Here is a 24,668-nt window from a genome sequence, read left to right as displayed (position 1 = left end):
GCACCCGCACGGCATTGTGTTCAATCCGGTGGGGCAGATTCCCCGTGGATCAATGCACTTCCATTATCTCCCTTTATCAGCACCGATGCTGGTTGAGTTGATCACAGTAATGAACGCGGGATCGCTGGACCACGTGGTAGCGAGTGGTAGATCGATTCTCCTTGGCGTAGCTGATGCTGACGAGACTGATTCTTGCTAAATGGCGTACACGTACTGGAAAGGTTCCTGCGTCGCAGTGCAAGGGATACCTCTGCCGTGAAGCGTGCAGACTACTGACAACGTCACTTGATTTGCTGACGCCACATCCGATCTTTGGAGTAGACGAGATTGAAGGATTTTCCATCCAGGCGGGCTTGGCTTTCGTCAAAACGCTTGGCAATCAGAGCGCTGGAGCCCATGAACTCGAAGGGCACGTCATCAACATCCTCGTTCAGCACCTGGTCACACAACTCGATGGCTTCATCGAACAGGCTTAACGGCATATCCATCGTCATATGGGAAATGAAAAGCCGGTCGTAGGAATCTGCAGTGCGCTCTTTCATGCTCAGCACACGGTCGCGGTATTCTTCCACAGACGTTGAATTGTGGTCCCACAGAAAAGTTCGCTGATTGCAGGCGTCGCCGGTGATGAGGATTCTTTCTTCTGGGATAAGAATCGCAGTCATGCCGGGAGTGTGCCCGGGGAAGTGAAGGGCTTCCACGCATATTCCGCCCAAGTCGAAGATCTGACCGTCGGTGAGGTCTTCGAAGTTCAAGGGGTGAGGTGGCACAAAATCAGAGTCGTTCATTCGCGGTGATGCATCACCGACAGACAAGTCGATGTATTCACGGCGAACTTTCAGGGCTGCCATTTCGTCGTATACCGGCACGTCCAGAGAATTCATGTAAACGTTGTCAAACTCCGGCCCGCCCATTGCATGATCGACATGGCCATGAGTCAAGATGGTCACGATCGGCTTTTTCGTCAGACGTTCGACGAAAGCTCGCAGGCCTCGTATTCCCAATGACGAATCGATGAGAGCAGCGCGCGTAGCACCCTCCACCAGATAGAGGAGTTCACCAGTCAATGTGCGAATAACGGTCACACGGTTTGTGACACGTTGTGCGGAGAAGAAATCAGCCATGGTGATTTCACCGAACCTTTCGAATAAGCGGGGTGGTCACGCCCTCCGAGAATTGAAGACGCGTCGCCATGGTGGAGCATCGTCGCACTTTTTGGTCCATTCAGCGCCCAGGCTTCGGTTCATGCCAACGTTTCGGCATCAACCGAAAATACACAAAAACCTCCAGCCAACCCGAATATCACCCGGATTGACGTGGAGGTTTGAGATGAAGGCCTGTCGGCCTTACTCCTCGACGCGTTTGATGTGCTCGGCCTGCAGACCCTTCGGGCCCTGCGAGACCTCAAAGTCAACCTTCTCACCCTCGTTGAGAGTGCGGAAGCCTGACGCCTCGATTTGTGAGTAGTGAGCGAACACGTCAGCAGATCCGTCATCGGGAGTGATGAAGCCGTAGCCTTTGTCCGCGTTGAACCATTTAACGACACCAGTGGTCATGAAAGCGCTGTCCTGTCTACAAAAGCCCCTGCGCAGGGGAAAAACCTCGATCCCGGTTGAGACCGACACAGTTTCATGCCCACCGCAAAGCGGAACATAACGACTGCGACATCAACGCTACCGCACATTGGGCTAGAAAAAAGGCAACACAGGTCACAGCTCGGTATCAGTCGACACGGACGCGTTCCGACGCGACTCATGTTTGAGGATCTGACGGGGTACCAGCTTGAGGGGCTCGACGCAACCCTCATGCAGGAGCCCCGATGCCTCATCGTGTGGAAAGTCTGCCGCGTACCTATCGCCCACCGCCCGCCATCCGAAGCCCCCACCACGCCTCAGTCCAGCAGAACCCGCGGCCATGCATCCCCACTCACTGCCGGCCATCCGCTGCCCGGCGCTTGGCGTCTGTCTCTGACGACATGGGACTTTCGTCGGATCCTGGTGTGTGAACCACTTCATAAAGTAGGTACGGAGGTATAGACACAATGACGCGACCCCCATCCCATGACATGCCGCACGCTGACACGCCGCACCCTGACGCGGCTCACACCCACACCGAGCCCAACCCAGTCACGCCAACTTCGATGTCGAAGCGTTCGCGTGGCACACGAAAACAGGCACACGCCAGGCAACGCCCGAGGCGTTCACCGCGCCCCGAATCAGGGCGCCCCGCAACCCTGACCCGCAGCAAACTCGTCGGCCGCATCATCGCGGCCGCTGCCCTTGTGACATTCCTGTTCGTCCAGCTGCCCGGTCTTGATGCGAGCGGCTCACGCATGTTCGGCATTTTCATTGCAGCCATCGCACTGTGGGTCACCGAAGCTATCCCGCTGGCCGCAACGGCAGTTGGCGTCATCTTGATGGAAGTACTCCTGATCTCCAACCAGGCAGTGCTCAGCGTCTCGGAAGAAGCGCCCGCCGCAACCGCCATCTTCGGCTCATTGGCCAACCCCGTCATCATTTTGTTCATGGGCGGATTTATGCTCGCCGACGGAGCCGCCAAATACAACGTTGATAAAGCGCTCTCCGCTCTCATGCTCAAACCTTTCCTGCGTAATGCGCGCATGACCGTCATGGGGGTCATGATGATTACCGCGCTGATGAGCATGTTCATGTCGAACACCGCCACCACCGCCACCATGTTCGCTGTCATGATGCCGGTGATTACAGCCTTGCCGAAGGGACGCGCGAGAACCGGCCTTGCGTTGTCGGTGCCGGTGGCCGCCAATGTCGGTGGCATGGGAACACCTGTGGGCACCCCTCCCAATGCCATCGCTCTGGGCGCCCTTCAAAACCACGGCATCCACGTCACATTCATTGACTGGATGCTGGCCGCAGTTCCGCTCATGCTTGTTGTACTGGTCATCGCCTGGCTGTTCATCATCTGGCGATATATCCCCTCCGACGTCAAGTTCGACGTCGACACATCCGCAACCTTCGAGCGCACCCCGAAAGCCATCATGTTCTACGTGGTCGCCATGATCACGATCGGCCTGTGGATGACTGAATCGCTCCACCACATTTCCTCCAACACAGTGGGCTTCATCCCTGTCGCCGGTCTGATGATCCTGGGTGTCATGGGCGGCGACGACGTCAAGAAACTCGACTGGCCAGTACTGTGGCTGGTCGCAGGCGGTATCGCCCTGGGAGCGGGAGTGGGAGCAACCGGCCTGGACGAGTGGCTCATCGGCTCAATCTCCTGGCAGGCAATCCCGATGGCGTTACTCTTGCTGACTCTGGCAGCAGTGGGCTGGGTGACCTCGAACGTTATCTCCCACTCCGCGTCCGCCAACCTACTCATCCCGATGGGGATGGGGCTGGCAGCAACGGTCAGCACGTCCCCGAGCCAGATCGCGGTTGTCCTGGCTCTGGGATGCTCGCTGGGGATGTGCCTGCCGATCTCCACCCCACCCAACGCCATCGCGTATTCGACAGGCACGACACCCACCCCCGAAATGGTCAGAGTCGGCATCGTCGTCGGCATCAGTGGCGTCCTTCTGCTCGCCTTCGTCGCTCCGCTCACGTGGCGTGTGCTGGGGGTGCTGTAGGTGATTGACGAGGGCACCCTATCCGCACTCCATCCGCGACGCGCAGATGCCTGCGCCATCCTGGTGATAGGCGACGGGTCGGACGGGATTGCCGCGACACTGGTTGAGGATTTAACGGGTGCTTTCAGCCATATCGAGGTCCGCTCAATCGCCGACATCGACGGCATTGACGCCGAATGCGCATACCTGGCGCGCAGCCGTACGCGCCTCGTCCTGGGATTTGTCACCAGCGAGGTCGGCTCTCTCGACCGCGCCTTCGAGGCGCTGAAGGCATACCCGTGCACGCAGCACAATGAATGGGTGGTGGTGACGCGCAGCCGCACGCACACCGACATGAGCCGCGCCCTGGCCTCGGGGCTGCTGGCATCTGTCATCTCCGTGCCGTGGACCCTTCCGACGCTGGTGGCGCAAAGCTACGGTGCAATCACGCGGCTGCTGTTGCGCTATGAAATGAACGAGGCTGAACGTGAACGAATCGCCGGCACTGTTCCCGACAATGCCGTGCGAGGCCCTGTGCTCTTTGGCCTTGACCACAGTGAACGGGAAGTACTGAATGACCTCCTGGCCGGGGCTGAACGAGTACTGGGGCCGCGCCCCATCCTGGAGGTTGGCCCTCATACCGATCTGACCACGCAGGGTCAGCCCGTGCGCGCTGTGCACCTGGTACTCGACGGTCACGTTGCCCTGCACCGCGATTCCGACCAGGGCGACATTCTGCTGCACCATGCCACATCGGGACCCCTGATCGGGTTGGTGTCCCTGGCGCGCGGCGAAAACGCATTTTTCACGTCGACGACCACCACGCCGGTCAAGGTGGTGCGCCTGACCAATGAACAACTCCAGCTGGTCATCGCTGAAGATCCTCCGATGGCGGCGACGTTGGCTGCCCTCGCCATTCAATCCCTGGCCCGCCGCCTCGTGCGCGCAGAATATCTGCACATCGAAAATCGCGTCCTGGTTGACGACCTGCGGCACACGCGCGCAGAACTTGTGGAGCGCGCCCGTTACGCCATGCTCGGTGAACTCAGCGCCGGCATCGCGCACGAACTGAACAATCCGATCACCGCGGTGGACCGGGCTGCCGACCATCTGCGTGACGACATCACAACGCTGATGGACAGTGCCTACGCCGACCATGACCCCAGCGACGAGCTGCGCGCCGCACATGAAGCCATGACCCGCGCGCTCGACGCACATCCGCGCTCCACCGCCGATGAACGCCGACTGGTCAGTGAATTCATGTCGGAGCTGAAAGTCAGCCGTCAGGTCGCTCGCCGCCTGGTGCGAGCAGGGGTACACGATGTGGCAACTGCGCGACCCCTTGTCGCGGCGTCAGCGCCTCCCTCGTATATGACGATGGTGGAGACCGGCGCGCAGATCGGATCCTCGCTGCGCTCGCTGACAGTGGCCGCGGGGCGCGTGGTGCAGTTGACCGATTCCCTGAAGGGCTACGCGCGGCCTGATGGTACCGATGCGCGCATCGTTGACGTGCGTGAAGGGATCGAGGACGTATTGCGTCTGACGGCGCACCGCCTACGCCACGTCGAGGTGCTCCGTGATTTCGAGGGCGAGCCGCTCGTGGTGGGTCATCCGGCCAAACTCGAACAAGTGTGGACGAATGTGTTGGTCAACGCGGCTGAAGCATTCGAAGACGAGGACGAAGCCGATGCCTACGCCCAGCCGGCGCGCGGAGATGAGCCACCGAGTATCACGGTCAGTGCGCGCACAGCAGGGCCGGATGTGGTGGTCGACATCGTGGATAACGGGCCGGGGATTCCCGCCAACGTGCTGGCAAAAATGTTCGAGCCGCATTTCACCACCAAATCGGGGCGCGTTCGTTACGGTCTGGGCATGGGGATGTCGATCTGCCGGTCGATTATCACAGATGCAGGCGGCACCATCAATGTGGCATCTCAGCCCGGACGCACACAGGTCACGATACGTCTGCCGAAAGCTGCCGACCACGAGGGCGGCCCTACCCACAGTGAACACAAGGAGAGATCATGACGTTAGCTGTTCTCATACTGGAAGATGAAGCGGAAGTGCGTGACGCTCTGGAACGCGACTGTGACGAGTTCTGGGACACGCTGCGACTGGAGACTGCCGAAGATGTTGACGATGCATGGCAGGCGATCCGCAGCATTGACGAAGACGGCGATGAGCTTGCGCTGGTCCTGGCTGACCACCGTCTTCCCGGACGGAACGGCGTGGACTTCCTGATCGACATGATGGATGAGCCCTCCACGGTCAATACGCGGCGCGTCCTGGTGACCGGTCAGGCCGATCAAAGCGACACGATCCGCGCCTTGAATGAAGCCAGTCTGGACTATTACATCGCCAAGCCGTGGGTACGTGATGAGCTGGTGGCAACGGTGCGCGACCAACTGACCACCTATGTCCTTGAATCAGGTGTTGACCCGTTGCCGTACATGCCCGTGCTGGATGCGGTTCGTATTATGGATGCCATGCGATAGTCCCCGCTCACAAGGAGGCGTCATGGATATTGCAGTGATCGGGTCGAACAATGTCGACCTCATTACCTACATCGATCGCATGCCCACCGAAGGGGAGACGCTCGAGGCGCCCTCGTTCCAACTGGGGTGCGGTGGCAAGGGGTCGAATCAGGCGGTGGCCGCTGCGCGCCTGGGGTCGCGTGTCCTGATGGTGACCTGCGTAGGTGATGACATTTTTGCCGACATGACGGTAGAAAACTACCGCAATAACGGCATCGACACAGACCACGTCAAGCGTGCGCACGGCACGTCGGGTGTGGCGCCGATCTTTGTCGATCCACACTCGCGCAACTCCATCCTGATTGTCAAAGGCGCCAATAACGACCTGACTCCTGAGGACGTGGAGGCCTGCCGCGAGCAGATTGCACAGTGCGCACTGATCGTCTGCCAGTTAGAAATCCGTCTGGATACGGTCTATGCGGCGATAGCGCTTGGCGAACAGGTCGGTGTGCCCGTGCTGCTCAATCCCGCTCCCGCCAGCCCTGATTTCAACTTTGACTGGGCGCGGCGCTGCACCTACCTCATGCCCAACGAAAGTGAACTGGCGTTGCTGACCGGTATGCCGTGCGACAGCGATGAAGGTGTTGAGGCTGCGGCGTGCACCCTCGTTGAACACGGCTGCCGACACGTCATCGTCACGCTCGGGTCACGCGGGGCGTGGTGGTTCACGCGGGCCAACGAGGGTGGCTTGCACGTTGCCAGTCAGCGTATTGACGCACTCCGTGTGGATTCGGTGGATACGACTGGAGCAGGGGACGCGTTTATCGGAGCCTTTGCGCACCGGATCGTCCACGGCGATGCAATTCCGGAGGCTCTGGAGTACGCCAACAGCTATGCGGCAATGTCGGTGCTCAAACGCGGCACCCAGTACTCATATGCCACAGCCGACGAATTTGACCGGTGGCGTGCCCAACGCACGCAGTAAGACGCGAGCGGTCCTCTGCACCCAGTTGGGGGATGAGCGGCTATGACGGGACTACCACGCAGAAAGTGTGTCCCGGAGCGGCCCAGCCCGCCGGTCACTCGGGCCGAGTGACATCTGCCCACACCTGACGCCACTTGTCGGCCAACGAGTCGATATTTTCGTGTGCGTTCAGGCCGCTTGGCTGGGGAACAACCCACAGGGATATGCCGCGCGGCCAGTTGTCAATCGCGTCAACATCTTGCCTCCCGAGCTTTGCGTGGGGTTGCCTGAACGCCGTGCGGTACGCGGTAATTCCGGCGATGGCAACGGCGCGTGGATTCAGGTCGCCAACCCGAGTCACCAAGTGGGCAGCGCCCTCGCGCAGTTCATCGCGGCTCAATTCATCTGCGCGTGCAGTGGGCCTGCCGACCAGGTTCGTGATGCCGATTCCGCGTGACAGAATATGTTCCTCATCTTCGGCGCTGAGGCCGCAGGACGCATCGATCTCATAGTCAGTCAGACCCGCTCGAGCGAGAGAGGGCCAAAAGCGGTTACCCGGTCGCGCGAACGGTGCATTAACGGCCGCAGTCCACAACCCCGGATTGATTCCGACGATCAGGAGCGTCAGTTCAGCTCCACCGCAGTGCGGACCAGGGAGCACATCGTCAAGAGCCAGAGGATCATCGGTGGCAAAGTACGCCAGATCACTCTGGTGTGGCTTGCGTCCACCCAGAGGCGACGGTCGGCGTAAAGACTTCATCGCTATGGCCGTCAGGCACTTTCCTGCGACCGTTCCACGCGTGCCGTCCACGCCATCGGATCATCGACGAGGTGCTGCAGGACTCGGTGTGCAGCGCCGATCGTGGCAAGTGAAGCAGAGTGCTCGGCAATGCGGATTTCAGAGGGGCTGCCGGCAGAGTGGAGGACCCGCGTGCGCAATTCAGGCAGTGCCCGTTCGCGCAGTTCAGAGCCAATGTCAGCGACGGAGCCGCCCAACACCACCAAAGGAATGTCGAGCATGTTGATGACGGCAGACAGTGTGCGCCCCAGAGCAGCGCCCCCCTCGTCCAATGCAACGCGGGCAGCAACGTTGCCCGCTTGAGCAGCAGCGACAACATCGACATTTGTCGCGCCACGGGCCAGACCTGCGCGCTCTACCAGTGCGCGCTGGCCGATGTAGGCTTCCAGGCATCCCGTCGCGCCGCATCTGCATGTCGGGCCGGCAGGGTCGGTGGAAATATGTCCGATTTCGCCTGCCCATCCGTGCGAACCGGGCAGGAGAGCGTGGTCAATGATGATGCCTGCGCCAATACCGACTTCACCGGACACGTAAACGAACGAGGGCGGCCCTGATGGGACACCAGGTTGCGGACATGCTACGGCCCACGCTGCCAGGTCGGCCTCGTTCGCGACGGTGACGACACCCAGGTGGGACAGCGGTGCGAGCAGCGTGTGTAACGGCAGGTCACGCCACCCCAGGTTGGGAGCGAGGATCACAGCCTGAGCGGAAACAATGCCGGGCACGGCCAACCCGGTTCCAAGAAACAGTGTGTCGCCTTCTGTCGCGGCATCGGCTTGTGCTTTTACCCGATCAGCCAGCTCCCCCAGAGCGCGCATGGTCTGCTGCGGATCTGAGTCTGAAAAGTCGCCTTCCTGCACGCCTTCTGCCACGATCTGCCCTGACAGGTCCACGATGCGTGCAGCCAGGTAGGAGACGTTGACTTCCAATCCCAGTGCGGTCGCATATCCTTCCCGCGGGGTCAGGCGCACCGCTGGCCTGCCTCGTCGAGCATCAGTTGACGGGTCGAGTTCGGTGACCAGGTGAGCCGAGATGAGCTCGTCCACCAGGCGGGAGACTGTTGCTCGCGTAATGCCAGTTGTCGCCGCGACCGAGGCGCGGGTGACTGCTCCGGGATCGGCCAGGATATAGCGAAAGACGAGGGCGAGATTCATGGCGCGCAACGACTGAGCTTTGACGCCGCCGTTGCCACGTGAGGATGTGCGGGCACTGCGCGGCAGGGAGGTGAGGCGTGATGAGGACTTATGTGCTCGGGTCATTGTTCTCTCACATTCTGGTTATGTGTCAGCGTCGCGACGTGGCCTTATGGGTTGACTATACTCGTTCACCCCGCTATTTTGTTTAGTAACGAAACACAATGGGGTTCTCGTGCACGCCACGCCTCTTCCAAGCAGCGTGAAATTATTCAACATGGAACAAGGAGCTGAACATGACGATGTATGGACCGTACGTTGCGGGCGTGGATACGTCGACCCAATCATGCAAAGTTGTCATCGTGGACGCCCTGCGCGGAACGGTCGTGCGTGAAGGCAAAGCGACGCACCCTGACGGCACGGAAGTGGACCCGCAGGCTTGGTGGGACGCGTTCAACGAGGCCGTCAAAGCAGCAGGTGGCCTGGAGGACGTGGTGGCGCTATCCGTGGGCGGACAGCAGCACGGCATGGTGTGCCTGGACAAAGATGGAGAAGTCATCCGACCCGCCCTGCTGTGGAACGACACGCGTTCAGCCGACGCTGCTCGTGACCTTATTGCCGAATACGGCGAGGGTGACGAGGAAGCCGGTGCCGCGTGGTGGGCTGATGCCACCGGATCAGTGCCCGTCGCCTCGCTGACCGTGACGAAGCTGCGCTGGCTGGCAGACCACGAGCCTGAAAACGCGCGCCGTATAGCAGCTATTTGCCTGCCGCACGACTGGCTGACGTGGAAAATCATGGGAACCGGTCGATTGGAGGATCTGCGCACGGACCGCTCCGATGCGTCGGGTACCGGTTACATGGACCGCGCTACGCCAACCTACCGCCGCGACATCCTTGCCCACGCGTTGCGCATCGACGAGGACGTCGCACGATCCATCATCTTGCCGAAAATCCTCGGACCATGGGACGTGGCCGGACGTGGTGATGAGTCGCGAGGCTGGGGTGAGATCATGCTGGGACCAGGGTGTGGAGACAATGCGGGGTCAGCGCTGGGTGTCGACCTCAAACCCGGTCAGGCTCTGCTGTCACTGGGCACATCCGGAGTTGTTGCCGCCGTGTCAGATCACCCGGTTGCTGACCATTCAGGACTGGTGACCGGCTTTGCCGATGCGACAGGAAACTGGCTGCCATTGGCGTGCACGCTCAATGCCTCGCGCATCATCGACGCAATGATGGCGGTGATCGATGCGGGTTACGACGAGTTTGATAATCTTGCCTTGAGTGTGGACGATGCCGCGGGATTGACTTTAGTGCCCTATTTCGAGGGCGAGCGCACCCCGAACCTGCCTGATGCTACGGCTGAGCTGAAGGGCATGACTCTGAAGAACTCGGATCGCGCTCACGTGGCACGCGCAACGGTGGAAGGACTGCTGAACTTGATGAAGTTCGCTCTGGATGCGGTGCGCGCACTGGATGTGAAGCTCGAACACGTGGTCATGGTCGGCGGCGGAGCGAAATCGCGCGCCGTCCTCGAACTGGCCGAAGAATTCCTCGGCGCAACAGTTACAGTACCCAAGTCGGGAGAATACGTAGCGTTGGGCGCCGCCCGTCAAGCAGCGCGCGTGATGGAACGCGCAGGAAAGGCACAGTGATGACGCAGATTCCACAGACTATGAAAGCCAGCGTCCTGATTCGCCAGGGTCTCATTGAGATGGAGGAACGACCGGTTCCGACACCGGATGCGGACCAGGTGCTGATTCGCGTGGAGTCGGTGGGGGTGTGCGGCTCGGATGTGCACTACTACCACAAGGGCCGCATCGGTGACTTTGTGGTGAACGAGCCGATGATCCTGGGGCACGAAGCCTCCGGAGAGATTGTGGCCGTGGGCGATGACGTGGATCCAGCCCGCATCGGCCAGCGCGTTTCCATCGAGCCGCAACGGTGCTGCCGAGTGTGCGAATACTGCAAGCGCGGAGAATACAACCTGTGCCCCGATATCGAGTTCTACGCGACGCCGCCCATTGACGGAGCCTTTTGCGAATATGTCCTGATTCAGTCCGATTTCGCCTACGAGGTTCCCGACTCCATTTCGTGGGATGCGGCAGCCTTGATGGAACCCCTGAGCGTGGGTATTGCCGGAATCCGCAAAGCCCACGTGAAAGTGGGGGACCGCGTCTTTGTTGCCGGCGCAGGTCCGATCGGTGCGATCGTCATCCAGGTTGCGCGGGCATTTGGCGCTGCCGAGGTGGTCGTCAGTGATCCTGTTGAAGGTCGGCGCGATTTGGCACTGTCGCTGGGAGCAACCCAGGCTGTTGAGCCAGGTGACCCGGCACTAGATGGTCAACACTTTGACGCGTTCATTGACGCGACGGGCGTCACTGCAGCTGTGCAGGACGGCATCATGCGTCTGGCGTCTGGCGGCACCGCAGTGCTGATTGGTATGGGTGACGATGATATGTCTCTGCCGGTTGGATTCATCACCGCGCACGAAATCAACGTGACCGGGATTTTCCGTTACAACAACACGTGGCCCACAGCCATCCACCTGGTAGCCAGTGGAGCGGTCGACCTGGATCGCCTGTGCACTGATCACTACGCCCTCGACGAAGCTGACCAGCCCATCATCAACAAGCCCGCGCCGACCACGCTGAAGTCGATCGTCCATCCCGGACAGATGGCACAACACTAGGAGCCTGAAGCAGGGCTGGCTGAGGGGCTGTTCATGCGTGAAACTGCGTAGTGAAAAGCCGTAATTCATGAATAGTGAATGAAAGGAAAGAGCCTTGCAGCAGGCGTTTGAAAAAGACGGTCTAGGACTACGGTGGCGTGGTGACGGAACAACACTTTCAGTTCAGCCTTGGGGAAAGGACGCAGTCCGTGTGCGTTCACGACTCATGGCAGATGTCATCGAATCGAATTGGGCTCTGCTCGATCAACCTGAAGATCAGGAATCGAGCGTCGAACTCAAGGGCGATGAAGCTGTACTCGAGGTCGGATCGCTACGCGTCATCTTGCGCCAAACCGCGATGTGTGATGGAAAAGTTGGGTACGAGACTTTCCATTGCAGTATCAGTTTTGAGAAAACGGATGGAACACCATTACTGCGTGAAAAGGATCGGGGCGGGTCTCTGGACTTGAAGGCTCGCGATCTGCGTCCCGTTCTTGGCGGCGATATCTCCCTGACAATGTCGTTCGAGTCTCCAGAAGAAGAACATCTGTGGGGAATGGGCCAGTACCAAGAGGGTATCGGTGATCTCAAGGGATGCACTCTTGAACTTGCTCATCGCAACTCCCAGGCGAGCGTTCCTTTTGTGATTTCCAGCAAGGGCTACGGCTTCCTGTGGCACAACCCTGCCATCGGGCAAGTAAGCTTCTCATCGAACGTAACTCAGTGGTCAGCAGAGCGCTGCGATCAACTCGACTACTGGATCACGGCTGGAGACAGCCCGCGGGAAATCAGTAAGGCATATGCCGCGGCAACCGGATTCGCTCCCATGATGCCAGAACACGGACTGGGGTTCTGGCAGTGCAAGCTCCGTTACTGGAACCAGGAGCAGCTCCTTGAAGTCGCGCGAGAACACAAGCGCCGTGGACTGCCCCTGGACGTCATCGTGATCGACTTTTTCCACTGGCCCCACATGGGAGATTATCGCTTCGAGGAGGAATTCTGGCCGGATCCTCAGGCAATGGTTGATGAACTCCATAGCATGGGCGTTGAGCTCATGGTTTCGGTGTGGACCCAGGTTGCGCACGCATCCGAGAACTGGGATGAGCTGAAGAAGAACAACCTGCTAGCACGGGCAGAACGTGGCCTAGATGTCCATATGGCGTTCCAGGGACCGAGCGCTTTCATTGACATGACCAATCCCGAGGCAAGAAAGTTCATCTGGGAGAAGTGCAAAGAAAATTACGGCAAGTACGGCATCAAGATTTTCTGGCTCGATGAGGCTGAGCCTGAATACGGTGCCTACGACTTCGATAACTACCGCTACAACGCTGGCCCCAACGTCAAGGTCGGAAATATCTATCCGCAGAACTACGCCAAAGCGTTCTACGACGGACTGGTTGAATCCGGCACTGACGACGTTGTTAACCTCTTGAGGTGCGCCTGGGCGGGCTCTCAGCGTTACGGTGCTCTTGTGTGGTCTGGTGACATTAGCTCAACATGGAAAGACCTGCGGTGCCAGGTTGCTGCGGGAATCCACATGGGTGCCGCAGGGATCCCGTGGTGGACCACCGACATTGGCGGCTTCCACGATGGTGTCATCACAGATCCGAAATTCAAGGAACTTCTCATCAGGTGGTTCCAGTTCGGAGCTTTCTGCCCAGTGATGAGGCTGCACGGTGACCGACGGCCAGTTGAAGAGGTCAGCGCCAAGGATGGCTCCTACAGACTGCCCAGCGGTGCTGAGAATGAACTCTGGAGCTTTGGAGACGACGTGTATGCCGTGCTTGAGAAGTATATTCATCTGCGCGAAAAGCTCCGCGACTACATGCGAGACGTCATGTTGGAAGCCCATGAAGAAGGACAACCTGTGATGAGAGGGCTCTTCCAGGAATTCCCGCTCGACGAGAAGTGCTGGTCCATTTCCGACCAGTACCTGCTAGGCGGAGACATCCTGGTCGCTCCAGTTCTGGAAGCCGCTGCAACCTCCCGATCGGTGTATCTGCCGGCCGGAGCTTCCTGGACTGACGCGTCAACGGGTGACAAGCACGAAGGCGGTCAGTCGATCGATGTCGAGTGCCCTCTGGACAAGATTCCTGTCTTCCTCCGAGACGACACGCATAGTGAACTAGTTGGCATGATCTAGTTCAACTGGGGTGGGTCGTGACCGCAAGGTTCGCGGCCCACCCTTTTTAATGCGACATGACAGGTGGTTGCTTCAGGTGGAGACATCTCGCGCTGCTGCGTCGCTTTTCTCGAACCAAAATGGTCAAATAAACCTAGTTAGCTGAACAGCTCGAACTAAGGAGATCACAATGGAATCGGTGAGCGCGCGACTGTCGCAGGCAGGATACGAACTTCCGGAAGTTGCAGCACCGGTTGCGGCCTATGTTCCGGCAGTTGAAAACCGCGGAGTGATTCGCACATCAGGCCAGCTGCCATTGGAGAACGGTGAGCTTTCCTGCATTGGTGCAGTCGGAGAGGACGGCGCAGACCCAGACGATGCTTACGAGGCAGCCCGCATCTGCGCGCTCAACGCGCTTGCGGCAGCAGCAAGCGTCGCCGGAGACGTCGACCGCCTGGCACGCGTCGTCAAAGTCACCGGTTTTGTATCTTCCCGCCCAAGCTTCACCGGCCAGGCTGGTGTTCTGAACGGGGCCTCTGACTTCTTCCAGGACATCTTCGGAACGCCTCACGCACGTTCTGCCGTCGGCGTAGCCGCATTGCCGCTCAACGCGTCAGTCGAGGTGGAAGTCGAGTTCGCTCTGAATAACTGAACCCAGCCCACACGTCTTCCCGTCCAGGACGCCCCCTCGGTGTCAACGCGCACTAAGGTGAGAAAAGGGGGATAACGATGCACACGAATGCCACTGAATACCCACGCATTTTAGTCACAGGCTCCAGCGGATATGTGGGAAGCAACCTCGTGCCCGCTTTGGAAGCACGAGGTTATGCCGTGCGTTGTTTCGATCAGGTGGCACCTGCCAGTGGTACGCGGGGCTCCCTCGTTCATGATGGTGTGTGCAGTGCGCAGCGAGAGTATGTCACCGGATCAGTGTTGGAACCCGCCCAGGTGGATGAGGCGATGCGCGGCGTTGATGGTGTCATTCACCTGGCGGCCGCCATCACCTTGAAGAAACGTGACCCCCAGGCGTGGAGGTTGAATTCGGCTGGACCCGGAGTCGTGGCCAGGTCGGCGCTGAAACACCACATCCGAATGGTTCACTGCTCGTCCGTGCATGCCCTCGACAATGCGACTAAAGGGGTCATCATTGAAAAGTCGCCGCCTGCCGGGCCAGATCACCCGCTGTATGACCGCTCAAAGGCGGCAGGAAATCGAGCGGTGCGTCGACAGATCGCGCGTGGACTGGACGCGGTGGTGTGTATGCCGACCGGAATTATTGGGCCGACCGACCCGACACAGTCGCGCGTCAACGAAATCATTTTGGATGCTGCACGAGGCCGGGTACCTGCGGTCGTGGCTGGCGGCTTCGACTGGGTGGATGTACGCGATGTTGCCGGAGGACTGATCGACGCCTTTGAGAAGGGCCAAACCTCGCAGCAGTACTTGTTGTCTGGCGTTCGAGCATCCATGTCGACACTGGTGCGAATCGCTTCCGCGCTCGCAGGACATTCGGGGCGTGCGGTGCCGGTATTTCCGTTGCGGTGGGTGGACTGGCTGGCTCCCGTGGGCGAAAAAATCGGATCGTGGGTCAATTCGGATATTTTCACATCGGCATCGCTGGGTGCCCTTGAGGATCTGCCACACGTTTCAGGCGCGAAAGCGCGCAACGAATGGGACTATCAGCCTCGGTCGCTGGCAGTGACCATTCGCGACTTGCTTGTCGACGTGGGAATCGACGTGGTGGATGATCCCGGTGCCATGGTGGAGATGCGCCGCGATCTTGCCGAGGTGTAACGTACGAGCTAGTTCAACGCAGAAATGATTGCTTCGACTGAGGCTTTGGCATCACCGAAGAGCATGTGTGTGTTGTCCTTGAAGAACAACGGGTTCTGTACACCCGCATAGCCGGTCGCCATCGAACGTTTGAAGACGATGACATCGTGTGCGTCCCACACCTTCAGCACCGGCATTCCCGCAATCGGGGAGCCGGGCTGCTCGGCGGCAGGATTCACCGTGTCATTCGCGCCGATGACGAGGACGACGTCAACATCACCGAAATCATCGTTGACCTCATCCATTTCCATCACGATGTCGTAGGGAACCTTGGCTTCAGCCAGCAGCACGTTCATATGACCGGGCAGGCGACCTGCAACAGGGTGAATACCGAAGCGGACATCCACACCCGTCTCGCGCAGTCGCTTCGTCAGGTCCGCGACTGGATACTGTGCCTGAGCCACTGCCATGCCGTACCCGGGAGTGATCATGACGTGCTGCGCATCCGTCAACATCTCGGCGACACGCGCAGCGTCAATCTCGCGATATTCGCCTGTTTCGTCCGAGGCTGACGCAGTCGCACCTGTCGATCCGAAACCGCCCAGGATGACGGAGATGAACGAACGGTTCATCGCCTTGCACATGATGTAGGACAGGTACGCGCCGGAGGAGCCGACAAGCGCGCCAGTGATAATGAGCAGATCATTGTTGAGCATGAAGCCGGCCGCTGCCGCAGCCCACCCGGAATACGAGTTCAGCATGGACACGACAACGGGCATGTCTCCGCCGCCGATCGCGGCCACCAGGTGCACACCCAGTGCCAGCGCGATGAGAGTCATGATGATTAACGCTGCAATGCCAACTCCGGTGAAACCGTCCTGACGCACGAACAGTACCATCAGGATGAGGCAGACGACGATGGCAGCAAGGTTGATCCAGTTGCGCCCCGGAAGCATCAACGGTGCGCCCGAAATCTTCGCGGACAATTTGAGGTACGCGATGATTGAGCCGGTCAAGGTGACGGCACCGATGAAGATGCCCAGGAACACTTCACCGAGGTGGAATCCTCCCAGCAGAAGCGCATTGGCGTCGGGTGCCAGGTAGGAATTGAACCCCACCAGCACTGCTGCCAGGCCGACAAATGAGTGCAGCAATGCGATCAGTTCCGGCATGCCGGTCATCTGAACGTTGCGTGCCTTCCAGATGCCGATCACTGCGCCGATACTCATTGCGAGCGCAATCAGGATCGCGGTGACGACCACCCCGCGTGCCGGCTGCGACGTGAGAGCCAGGACTATGGTGGCGACCAGCGCAATCGCCATGCCGATGATGCCTGAATTGTTGCCGCGTTGAGCCGTCTCATGACGGGACAGTCCGGCCAGCGCCAGGATGAAGAATATGGCGGCAACAATGTAGGCGAACACAACGAAGTGTGAGACGAAACCGCCCGACAGGAGCTCGGCACCCGGAATTTCAGCTGACATGAGGTCCTGGGGAAACGGTGTGACAAGGTTGGTGAACACGGTAAATCTGCCTCAGTCTTTCTTGAACATCGCGAGCATGCGGTGGGTGACTGTGAAGCCGCCGAAAATGTTGATCGACGCGACGAGTATGGCGGCAAAGGAAATGATCGTGACCAAAACGTTCGACGATCCGATCTGAAGCAGAGCGCCGACCAGGATGATGCCGGAAATCGCGTTCGTCACCGACATGAGCGGCGTATGCAACGAGTGCGTCACGTTCGTAATGACGTAGAACCCGACGACCACTGCAAGCGCCAGCACGATGTAATGGCTGGAGACCATCAGCGGTGACGTCAAAATCAACAGGGCGGCCAAGGCTATCGCCACGACAATTCCGATCACGCGGTTACGCTTGTGGGACGCTTCCTTTCGTGACTCATCAGCCGCTCTGGCAGCGACTGCCGCCGGGTCTTCGCGCGGAGTCGGAGCAGGAGCAGGAGCCGCCGACACGTTGACCGGCGGCGGTGGCCACATCACGTCGCCCTCGTGCGTCACAGTGATGGAGCGAATGATCTCATCATCCATGTCCAGCGTGAGCTGACCATCCTTGTCGGGCGTGGCCAGACGCAGCAGATTCACAATGTTTTGCCCGTACAGCTGGGAGGATTGTGCTGGGAGTCTGCCCGCCAGGTCGGTCAGGCCGATAATGGTGACGCCACCTTCGGTTCGCACAATTTCCCCGGGTGACGTCAGTTCACAGTTACCGCCGTTGGCAGCTGCCATATCCACAATCACGCTGCCCGGACGCATCGCATCAATCGCGTCGGCACTGAGCAGGCGCGGAGCGGCACGCCCCGGAATGTTTGCTGTCGTGATGACAATGTCGGAGCAGGCAGCCTGTTCGGCGTACAGTATTTCAGCTGCGCGCGCCTGATCAGCGTCCATCTCCTTGGCATAACCGTCACTGGATTCCTGACGGCCCACCGGGATCGGAACGAATGTGGCTCCCATCGATTCAACCTGTTCGCCCACCTCGGGACGCACGTCGGTTGCGTAGACTTCAGCGCCCATGGAGTTGGCGGTGCCGATCGCTGCCAGACCGGCAACTCCCGCACCGATCACATAGATACGTGCCGGCGGCATTTTCCCGGCCGCGGTGACCTGACCGGTGAAGAGGCGGCCAAATTGATGAGCGGCCTCAACGACGGCTCGATATCCGGCAACATTGGCTTGGGACGACAGGACATCCATCGCCTGAGCACGGGAAATTCTCGGCACGGTGTCCATAGCCAGCGCGGTGATGTTCGCCCTCGCCAATTCGTCGAGCAGTTCGGGGTGGCGCGCGGGTGCCAGGCGGGAAATCAGTGTTGCGCCCGACTGCATCGCCGCGATCTGCTCGCTTGTGGGGGCGTCGAGAGTGAGGACAATGTCGGCTCCCCACGCGCCGCGGTCATCGACGAGGGTGGCTCCCGCATCTTCGAATAATGAATCAGGAAATTGAGCGGTTTGCCCAGCGCCTCGTTGTACGCACACGTCGAAACCCAGTTTCTTGAGCTTGGTGACGGTGTCAGGGGTGGCTGCGACAAGTGGCTGATCAGCATTGCTGGCTGGTACTCCGACGAGCACACGTACTCCTTTGTTCAAGCAGCGACTGTGCGATGCTCGTGGCACGCGCACAGAAAGGTGTTGTGAAGAAGGCACAGCGCAAAGTTGAGCGTTGCGCCGCATTCACGTCTTTATCGTATCGGTGGAAACCGTCATGCGCCGCATCTTTGATCTGCTAATGCGTCAAAAGCTGGAAAGTCGTGGTGGGCAACGATTACCGTTAAGACATGAATTACTTCGACGACGATGACGAATCAATGGACAAGGTGGACAACCTCGACGCGGTTGAAGCAGACATTTCAATTGCAGCGGACCTCGAATCCGTATGGAAAGCGGTCAGCGAGCCGGGCTGGTGGGTCAACGACGGGCCATTCGGCGACCATGAATTTGAACGCGGCGAGGACGGCCTGTACCGTATCGAAGATCCGGATGCCGGTGCATGGCTGATCGAAAAGGAAGATGAAGATCCGATGGATCTCATTTCCTTCCGGTGGTACCCGCTGGCAGGGGACGAATTCCCTGAAGAACGCACCACACGCGTGGAAGTGTCACTGTCCGAGAAGGACAGCTTGGTGCAGGTGCACGTCGAGGAATCAGATATTACATCCGTCAGCGATGACGAGGCTGAAGTGCGCCAGGCATGGGAAGACGCGCAGGGCACGTGGGATGTTGTCCTGCCGGCACTGAAGGCCTACCTGGAAGGCGCAGCCTGAGGCTGTGCTACTGAGCCAGCACGTACTATACTCACGTTTACTGCCACGGGAGCCCAGTTGTGCTGGGTTGAGAGGAGGGGGAACAGAGCCCCTCGACCGTTGAACCTGATCCGGGTTAAAACCGGCGAAGGAAGGCTCTCTTCTCGTGCGCGTCTTCAAGGTCATACACGAGAAAGAGGACACGATGACTGACCAGAAGCCGCGCCTGAGCTGGCGCGTTGTTGATTTTGTGACAGCTGCAATCCTCGCGGTAGCCTGCGGCTGCATTTTCCTGCTGTGGAACCAGCCCGGTGATTTATGGACCAAAGCGATGGATGCCCTCACCCCGGGTCTGGGTGGAATCGCCATTGGAATCTGGCTGATTGGCGGTGTTCTGGGTGGCCTCATCATCCGCAAACCCGGTGCCGCACTGTTCGTTGAACTCCTGGCAGCATGTATGTCCGCAGCCCTGGGATCACAATGGGGCATCGGCGCGGTGTATTCAGGCATCGTGCAGGGACTCGGAGCTGAACTGATCCTCCTGATTGTTCTGTACCGCCGCTTCACATTGCCGATCGGCATTCTGACCGGTATGGGTTCAGCTCTGGGTGCATTCGTCTGGGAATTCATCGCCTACAACCACGCCAAAGGCGCACTCTTCAACGTCACGTACTTCATCACCACGCAGATCTCCGGCGCATTGCTGGCAGGCCTGCTCGGATGGTTCATCGTGCGCGGACTGGCTCAGACCGGCGCGCTTGACCGTTTCGCAGCTGGACGCGAACGCCACGAACTCGTATGAGTCCGGCGGCAACTACCCGCGTGGATATCGGAGCCTCCGTTCACATCGACAGATGGGGATGGCGGCACGCCGGTAGACGCGCATGGGCACTGAATCAGATCACCCTCGACATCAGGCCCGGCGAACACGTCCTCGTACTGGGGGCATCCGGGTCCGGCAAGTCAACACTGCTGTCCGGTATTGCCGGCGTACTCGGAGGTGACGACGAGGGTGAATCTCACGGCACACTCACTGTCGACGGAGCTCGCCCGGAACAAATGCGTGGCTCCATCGGTCTGGTTATGCAGGACCCGGAAGCACAGGTCGTGCTGGCGCGAGCCGGTGACGACGTCGCATTCGGATGCGAGAACCTGGCGGTGGAGCGTGATGAAATCTGGCAGCGCGTCGACCAGTCGCTGCACACTGTGAACCTGGATATTCCGTTGGACTATCCAACATCAAAACTATCCGGTGGGCAGAAACAGCGTCTTGCACTGGCAAGCGTGCTCGCCATGGATCCGCGCCTGCTGCTCCTGGATGAGCCGACGGCCAATCTGGATCCGCAGGGCGTTCAGCAGGTCCGCAACGCGACCCGCGCAGTACTGGAACGTACCGGTGCCACAGCGATCATCATCGAGCACCGCGTTGACGTCTGGATGGAACTGATTGACCGCGTCATCGTGGTGATCGACGGCGCAATCGGTGCTGACGGCACCGTGCAGGAAGTCCTGCATGACCAGGCTGATTACCTGCGTGAATGCGGGATCTGGCTGCCTGGTGACGAAGAAGCTGTGATCGGTGACAGTCGGCGTGACTTACGCAATCAGCACACTGACAGCATCGTGAGTGGCAGCCAGGCTGATCCGGTCACCACCAACACGGATGCCATCACTGTCAGTGACCTGGCCATCGGATACGACTTGGATCATCCGATTCGGCGCGACATTTCGATGCGTATTCCGCAGGGCAAATGCACCTGCATTGTCGGCGGAAACGGGTTGGGAAAGACAACACTGGCGTTGACGATGGCCGGCCTGCTCAAGCCACTTGACGGCATGGTGCGAATCGGTCCGACGCCCCCTGCAGCATCGGATAAGACGTCCGCGTCCGGTAAGACTCCCGAACGGACAGCTTCACGCCGCCCTGAATCCACCGACCCGTACGAGTGGCATTCGCCGGATCTGGTCGGACGATTGTCCATGGTGTTCCAGGAACCCGAATATCAGTTCGTCTGCCGCACTGTTCAAGAAGAGCTGGAACTTGGACCAACACTGGCTAAGTGTGACTCCGACCAGCGCGACGAACTGGTCAAGCGTTTCCTGAAAGCTCTGAAACTTGAGCACCTTGCTCGCGCGAATCCCATGACACTGTCCGGTGGAGAAAAACGCCGCCTGTCGGTGGCGACCGCGCTGATCAGCGCGCCGGACATTGTGATCGCCGATGAGCCGACCTTCGGACAGGACCGGTCCACATGGGTCGAACTGGTGGCACTGCTGCGCTCAGTGGTCGATGCCGGCACCACGCTCGTGGCGATCACGCACGACCACTCATTTGTTGAAGCAATGGCGGACAACGTCATTGATCTGAGCGAAGTTGGAACCGACGCACGCACAGATCCGGCATCTGCCGGTGGTAGTGAGAGCACAGATGGCGTGGACGCCCTCGGCAATGAGGGGCATTCGTGTGCATACAAGCGAGGCGCATTGCTCAAGAAGGTCAACCCGGTGACGCAGGTGCTGGGAATCGCTGCAATGACGACCCCGCTGATCGCTTCCATTGACACAGTCAGTGCAGGCATTGCGCTGATCTGTGAACTGCTGCTGCTCCCACTGGTGGGAATCAGTGCGAAACAGATAGCAGTGAGAATGATCCCGGTCATCATCGCCGCACCGCTGACGTCTGTGTCAATGCTCCTGTACGCCGACCCGGGTGGAACGCTGTACTGGCACTGGGGGCCGATGGCGATCAGTGACCGCTCCATCGCGTTGGCAGCAGGAATATTCCTTCGTATCATCGCCGTCGCAATGCCGGCGATCGTTGTGTTCTCTCACATCGATCCGACTGACATGGCAGATGGACTCGGACAGATACTGCACCTGCCGGCACGCCCCGTCCTGGCATCCCTGGCAGGTGTCCGTATGGCCGGACTCATGATGGCCGACTGGAAAGCGCTCATGCAGGCTCGACGCATGCGCGGCCTCGGTGACGCCAACAGGTTCATCGCGTTCTTCCAGGGAGCGTTCGCACTGCTCGTCTTTGCGCTGCGCCGCTCCGCCAAACTGTCGGTGACGATGGAAGCACGAGGATTCGGTGCAGATACGCGGCGCACCTGGGCGCGCCCCTCCACAGTCAGCTGGGCGGACATGGTCTTCATGGTGCTGTGCATCGTGATCCCGGTGATCGCACTGACCACAGCAATCCGTTTCGGCTGTTTCGAATCAATCGGCACCTGAACAGGAACGAAGACAGACGAGCCGGCCGCAGGTACCTCACTGGGTACAGCGCCGGCTCGTCTGTCTGTCTGCGGCGCATCACCCATGCAGTAGGCTGACTGAGTGCCGACTTCCCATATTGCCAAAACTGACGACGTCAACCCTTTCGAGCGTGCCACGTCCTCGTATGGGCACATCCGCCCCGGATACCCGGCTGCAGCGGTCGACACACTGATCGGTGCCTGCGAGGCGAGCGGCCTGCAGACCGGGTCGCCAGTGCGTATCGCAGACATCGGTGCCGGCACAGGAAAAATGACGTTCGCACTGGCACGGCGCGAAGTCGATGTTGTTGCCGTTGAACCGGCCCGGGCAATGCGCGATCAACTCACCGGCGTTCTTCATGGGCATGACGTCGCCGACAATTCGGCCATGAACGAGGGCGACCCAGCTGCGGATGGAACACCATGGCATCAGGCGCACTCAGGGCTTATCCGCGTGATTGATGGAACCGGGGAGCGGACCACATTGCCGGATCGAAGTGTCGACGGTGCAGTATTTGCACAGTCGTGGCACTGGGTCGATGCGCATGAGGCGAGCGCCGAGCTGGCGCGAATTGTTCGACCTGGCGGCGTGGTGGCAGCAGTGTTCAACCAGATGGATGTGCGGATGCCGTGGGTGCACCGCCTGACACGGATCATGCGTTCGGGCGACGTGCACCGGCCCGACAAACCACCCAGGTGGGACCCGCCGATCACACCGGCGACGCTGCATACCTGCAGGTGGATGCACGTCTTACTGCCCGAACAGGTGATGGAACTGGCACGCACCCGCTCCTCGTACCTGCGGGCGAGCACGGCCATGCGCAAACGCATGCAACGCAACCTGCACTGGTACCTGTACGAACACCTGCGCTACGAAAGCGACCAGTGGGTGTCCATCCCTGTCGTCACGATGACGTGGATTGCGCGCAACGGACTCAACTAAAGTGTGCCGGCAGCTTTAACAGTGATGCCGGGGCGATTCTTACGCGCTGCCACCAGCGCAAACCCTACCCATTAATTCCAGGATGGCGGATGTCGAGCTGGGCACGCACCTGATCGATCATGTCCATGACCTCCACCGTTGTGCGCCACGGCATCACACTGCTTTGGGTGTGACCCTGGGCCAGGCAGCGCGCCACTTCAGCCGCCTCATACTGGAAGCCGCCGGGAATGCGGGCATCCCACTGTTCCACGACTTCGGTCCCCTCGTCATCCCACGTGCGCAACTGCAGGATACCGGGCTGGTAGAACTGCTCAGGCAACTCCAGGCACCCACCTGCACAAACCACTTCGGCCGCTGTAGCTGAACGCGCATCCATCGCGGCGCGAGCCACACCCAGCGCATCGCCTGCGCGCACAGTAACAACCTCAGCGGTGTCAAGGTGATCAGGACGCATCCGGCCGTGCGCCGACAGCTCCTCGGGCGCACCGAGCGCCTGATGGACAAAAGACAGGGAATACACGCCCAGATCCAGCACGGCTCCGCCACCCAGCTCAGGGCGAATGAGGCGCGGAACGTCAAGGAGGCGCTGCCCGTGATCAGCATGAACCGAATGCACCGCTCCCAGACCCCCTCCGGCGAGGATGGCGCGAAGAACGTGATGGTGAGGCAAGTGGCGCATCCACATAGCCTCCATCGCAAACAGGTGCGCTCGTTCAGCCGCATCGAAAACATCGCGTGCCTGCTGTGCCGTCATCGTGAACGGCTTTTCCACCAGCACAGGTTTGCCCGCACGCAGAGCCATCAGCGCGCAACGTGCATGGTAGGGGTGGATCGTCGACACATAGACCGCGTCCACGTCATCGCACGCCACGAGTTCCTCGTACGAATCCACAGCCCGCTCGACGTCATTGTCACGTGCAAACGCCTTTGCCCTGGACGGTTCGCGGGCAGCGACCGCGACGACGCGTGAAGTCGTGTACGCATTGATCGCGGTACACATCGTGCGGGCAATGCCGCTGGCACCAATGATTCCCCACCGAATACTGGGAGCATCCATCGGGTCAGGGATGTGCACGTCGCCAGCCAGGCGGCGCATGGTGGGCGGCAACTCCGGGAGGGTTTGATGGGGGGACGAGGGTGTCTTCGATGTATCTGCTGTCATAATTCGATTCTGTCACATAAGTGTGCCGAC

General features: G+C 59.7%; 20 protein-coding genes. 13 read left to right on the top strand and 7 right to left on the bottom strand.

Annotation, left to right across the window (positions count from 1 at the left end; all coding sequences use genetic code 11):
- Positions 1–281 precede the first annotated feature (281 nt).
- Positions 282–1,124, bottom strand: coding sequence for an MBL fold metallo-hydrolase (locus AC1EJ1_RS05410; protein ID WP_285015378.1), 843 nt, complete (start codon positions 1,122–1,124; stop codon positions 282–284).
- A gap of 222 nt (positions 1,125–1,346) precedes the next feature.
- Positions 1,347–1,556, bottom strand: coding sequence for a cold-shock protein (locus tag AC1EJ1_RS05405; protein ID WP_058237610.1), 210 nt, complete (start codon positions 1,554–1,556; stop codon positions 1,347–1,349).
- 485 nt (positions 1,557–2,041) lie between these two features.
- Between AC1EJ1_RS05405 and AC1EJ1_RS05400 the strand changes: the two genes are divergently transcribed.
- Genes AC1EJ1_RS05400 through rbsK form a run of 4 tightly spaced genes read left to right on the top strand, consistent with a single transcriptional unit; the run spans position 2,042 to position 7,042 of the window.
- Positions 2,042–3,604 (top strand): SLC13 family permease, encoded by a 1,563-nt coding sequence (locus AC1EJ1_RS05400; protein WP_480295494.1) that lies wholly within the window; start codon positions 2,042–2,044, stop codon positions 3,602–3,604.
- Positions 3,605–5,611: an ATP-binding protein gene (locus tag AC1EJ1_RS05395; RefSeq protein WP_480295493.1), complete on the top strand. Its 2,007-nt coding sequence runs from the start codon at positions 3,605–3,607 to the stop codon at positions 5,609–5,611.
- Positions 5,608–6,078, top strand: coding sequence for a response regulator (locus tag AC1EJ1_RS05390; RefSeq protein ID WP_058237613.1), 471 nt, complete (start codon positions 5,608–5,610; stop codon positions 6,076–6,078). The genes AC1EJ1_RS05395 and AC1EJ1_RS05390 overlap by 4 nt, the downstream gene beginning before the upstream one ends.
- Before the next feature lie 22 nt (positions 6,079–6,100).
- Complete coding sequence (gene rbsK, locus AC1EJ1_RS05385; RefSeq protein ID WP_480295491.1) at positions 6,101–7,042, top strand: ribokinase; 942 nt, start codon at positions 6,101–6,103, stop codon at positions 7,040–7,042.
- Positions 7,043–7,136: 94 nt separating this feature from the next.
- Here the strand turns inward: rbsK and AC1EJ1_RS05380 are convergent, their stop codons facing one another.
- Together AC1EJ1_RS05380 and AC1EJ1_RS05375 are read right to left on the bottom strand one after the other, a co-directional pair.
- Positions 7,137–7,832: a mismatch-specific DNA-glycosylase gene (locus tag AC1EJ1_RS05380; protein WP_480295489.1), complete on the bottom strand. Its 696-nt coding sequence runs from the start codon at positions 7,830–7,832 to the stop codon at positions 7,137–7,139.
- The gene (locus tag AC1EJ1_RS05375; protein WP_285015364.1) at positions 7,793–9,079 is read right to left on the bottom strand and encodes an ROK family transcriptional regulator; all 1,287 of its coding nucleotides are present in this window, start codon (positions 9,077–9,079) and stop codon (positions 7,793–7,795) included. The genes AC1EJ1_RS05380 and AC1EJ1_RS05375 overlap by 40 nt, the downstream gene beginning before the upstream one ends.
- Positions 9,080–9,249: 170 nt before the next feature.
- On the opposite strand from AC1EJ1_RS05375, the gene AC1EJ1_RS05370 reads away from it, so the two are divergent.
- From AC1EJ1_RS05370 to AC1EJ1_RS05350, 5 genes are all read left to right on the top strand, one after another.
- Positions 9,250–10,608, top strand: a complete 1,359-nt coding sequence (locus tag AC1EJ1_RS05370) for a xylulokinase (protein WP_285015362.1) — start codon at positions 9,250–9,252, stop codon at positions 10,606–10,608.
- Positions 10,608–11,645, top strand: a complete 1,038-nt coding sequence (locus AC1EJ1_RS05365; protein WP_285015359.1) for an NAD(P)-dependent alcohol dehydrogenase — start codon at positions 10,608–10,610, stop codon at positions 11,643–11,645. The genes AC1EJ1_RS05370 and AC1EJ1_RS05365 overlap by 1 nt, the downstream gene beginning before the upstream one ends.
- A 94-nt stretch (positions 11,646–11,739) precedes the next feature.
- Positions 11,740–13,767: a glycoside hydrolase family 31 protein gene (locus tag AC1EJ1_RS05360; protein WP_350309964.1), complete on the top strand. Its 2,028-nt coding sequence runs from the start codon at positions 11,740–11,742 to the stop codon at positions 13,765–13,767.
- Positions 13,768–13,936: 169 nt separating this feature from the next.
- Positions 13,937–14,398 carry a RidA family protein gene (locus AC1EJ1_RS05355; protein WP_285015353.1) on the top strand — a complete coding sequence of 154 codons (462 nt, stop codon included), beginning with the start codon at positions 13,937–13,939 and terminating at the stop codon, positions 14,396–14,398.
- A 77-nt stretch (positions 14,399–14,475) separates the two neighbouring features.
- Positions 14,476–15,540 carry an NAD-dependent epimerase/dehydratase family protein gene (locus tag AC1EJ1_RS05350; protein WP_285015352.1) on the top strand — a complete coding sequence of 355 codons (1,065 nt, stop codon included), beginning with the start codon at positions 14,476–14,478 and terminating at the stop codon, positions 15,538–15,540.
- An 8-nt stretch (positions 15,541–15,548) separates the two neighbouring features.
- Here AC1EJ1_RS05350 and pntB read toward each other — a convergent pair whose 3' ends face one another.
- The gene (gene pntB / locus AC1EJ1_RS05345) at positions 15,549–17,003 is read right to left on the bottom strand and encodes a Re/Si-specific NAD(P)(+) transhydrogenase subunit beta (RefSeq protein WP_285015506.1); all 1,455 of its coding nucleotides are present in this window, start codon (positions 17,001–17,003) and stop codon (positions 15,549–15,551) included.
- A 51-nt stretch (positions 17,004–17,054) separates the two neighbouring features.
- Positions 17,055–18,608 carry a Re/Si-specific NAD(P)(+) transhydrogenase subunit alpha gene (locus AC1EJ1_RS05340; RefSeq protein WP_058237626.1) on the bottom strand — a complete coding sequence of 518 codons (1,554 nt, stop codon included), beginning with the start codon at positions 18,606–18,608 and terminating at the stop codon, positions 17,055–17,057.
- A 206-nt stretch (positions 18,609–18,814) separates the two neighbouring features.
- Here AC1EJ1_RS05340 and AC1EJ1_RS05335 point away from each other — a divergent pair, with 206 nt between their 5' ends.
- The 4 genes from AC1EJ1_RS05335 to AC1EJ1_RS05320 all read left to right on the top strand — a co-directional run bounded on the left by AC1EJ1_RS05335 (position 18,815) and on the right by AC1EJ1_RS05320 (position 23,476).
- Positions 18,815–19,300 (top strand): SRPBCC domain-containing protein, encoded by a 486-nt coding sequence (locus tag AC1EJ1_RS05335; RefSeq protein ID WP_285015348.1) that lies wholly within the window; start codon positions 18,815–18,817, stop codon positions 19,298–19,300.
- Positions 19,301–19,484: 184 nt separating this feature from the next.
- Positions 19,485–20,081: an ECF transporter S component gene (locus AC1EJ1_RS05330; protein ID WP_480295486.1), complete on the top strand. Its 597-nt coding sequence runs from the start codon at positions 19,485–19,487 to the stop codon at positions 20,079–20,081.
- A 20-nt stretch (positions 20,082–20,101) separates the two neighbouring features.
- Complete coding sequence (locus tag AC1EJ1_RS05325; protein ID WP_480295484.1) at positions 20,102–22,513, top strand: ATP-binding cassette domain-containing protein; 2,412 nt, start codon at positions 20,102–20,104, stop codon at positions 22,511–22,513.
- 102 nt (positions 22,514–22,615) lie between these two features.
- On the top strand, positions 22,616–23,476 hold the full coding sequence (locus tag AC1EJ1_RS05320) for a class I SAM-dependent methyltransferase (protein WP_083314399.1): 861 nt from the start codon (positions 22,616–22,618) through the stop codon (positions 23,474–23,476).
- A gap of 64 nt (positions 23,477–23,540) precedes the next feature.
- Here AC1EJ1_RS05320 and AC1EJ1_RS05315 read toward each other — a convergent pair whose 3' ends face one another.
- On the bottom strand, positions 23,541–24,638 hold the full coding sequence (locus tag AC1EJ1_RS05315) for a Gfo/Idh/MocA family protein (RefSeq protein WP_083314398.1): 1,098 nt from the start codon (positions 24,636–24,638) through the stop codon (positions 23,541–23,543).
- Positions 24,639–24,668 lie beyond the last annotated feature (30 nt).

The sequence above is a fragment of the Pauljensenia sp. C0170B4 genome (assembly GCF_056590235.1).
The sequence above is the reverse complement of the archived record's forward strand: the minus strand, read 5'-3'. Positions and strand labels throughout refer to the sequence as shown.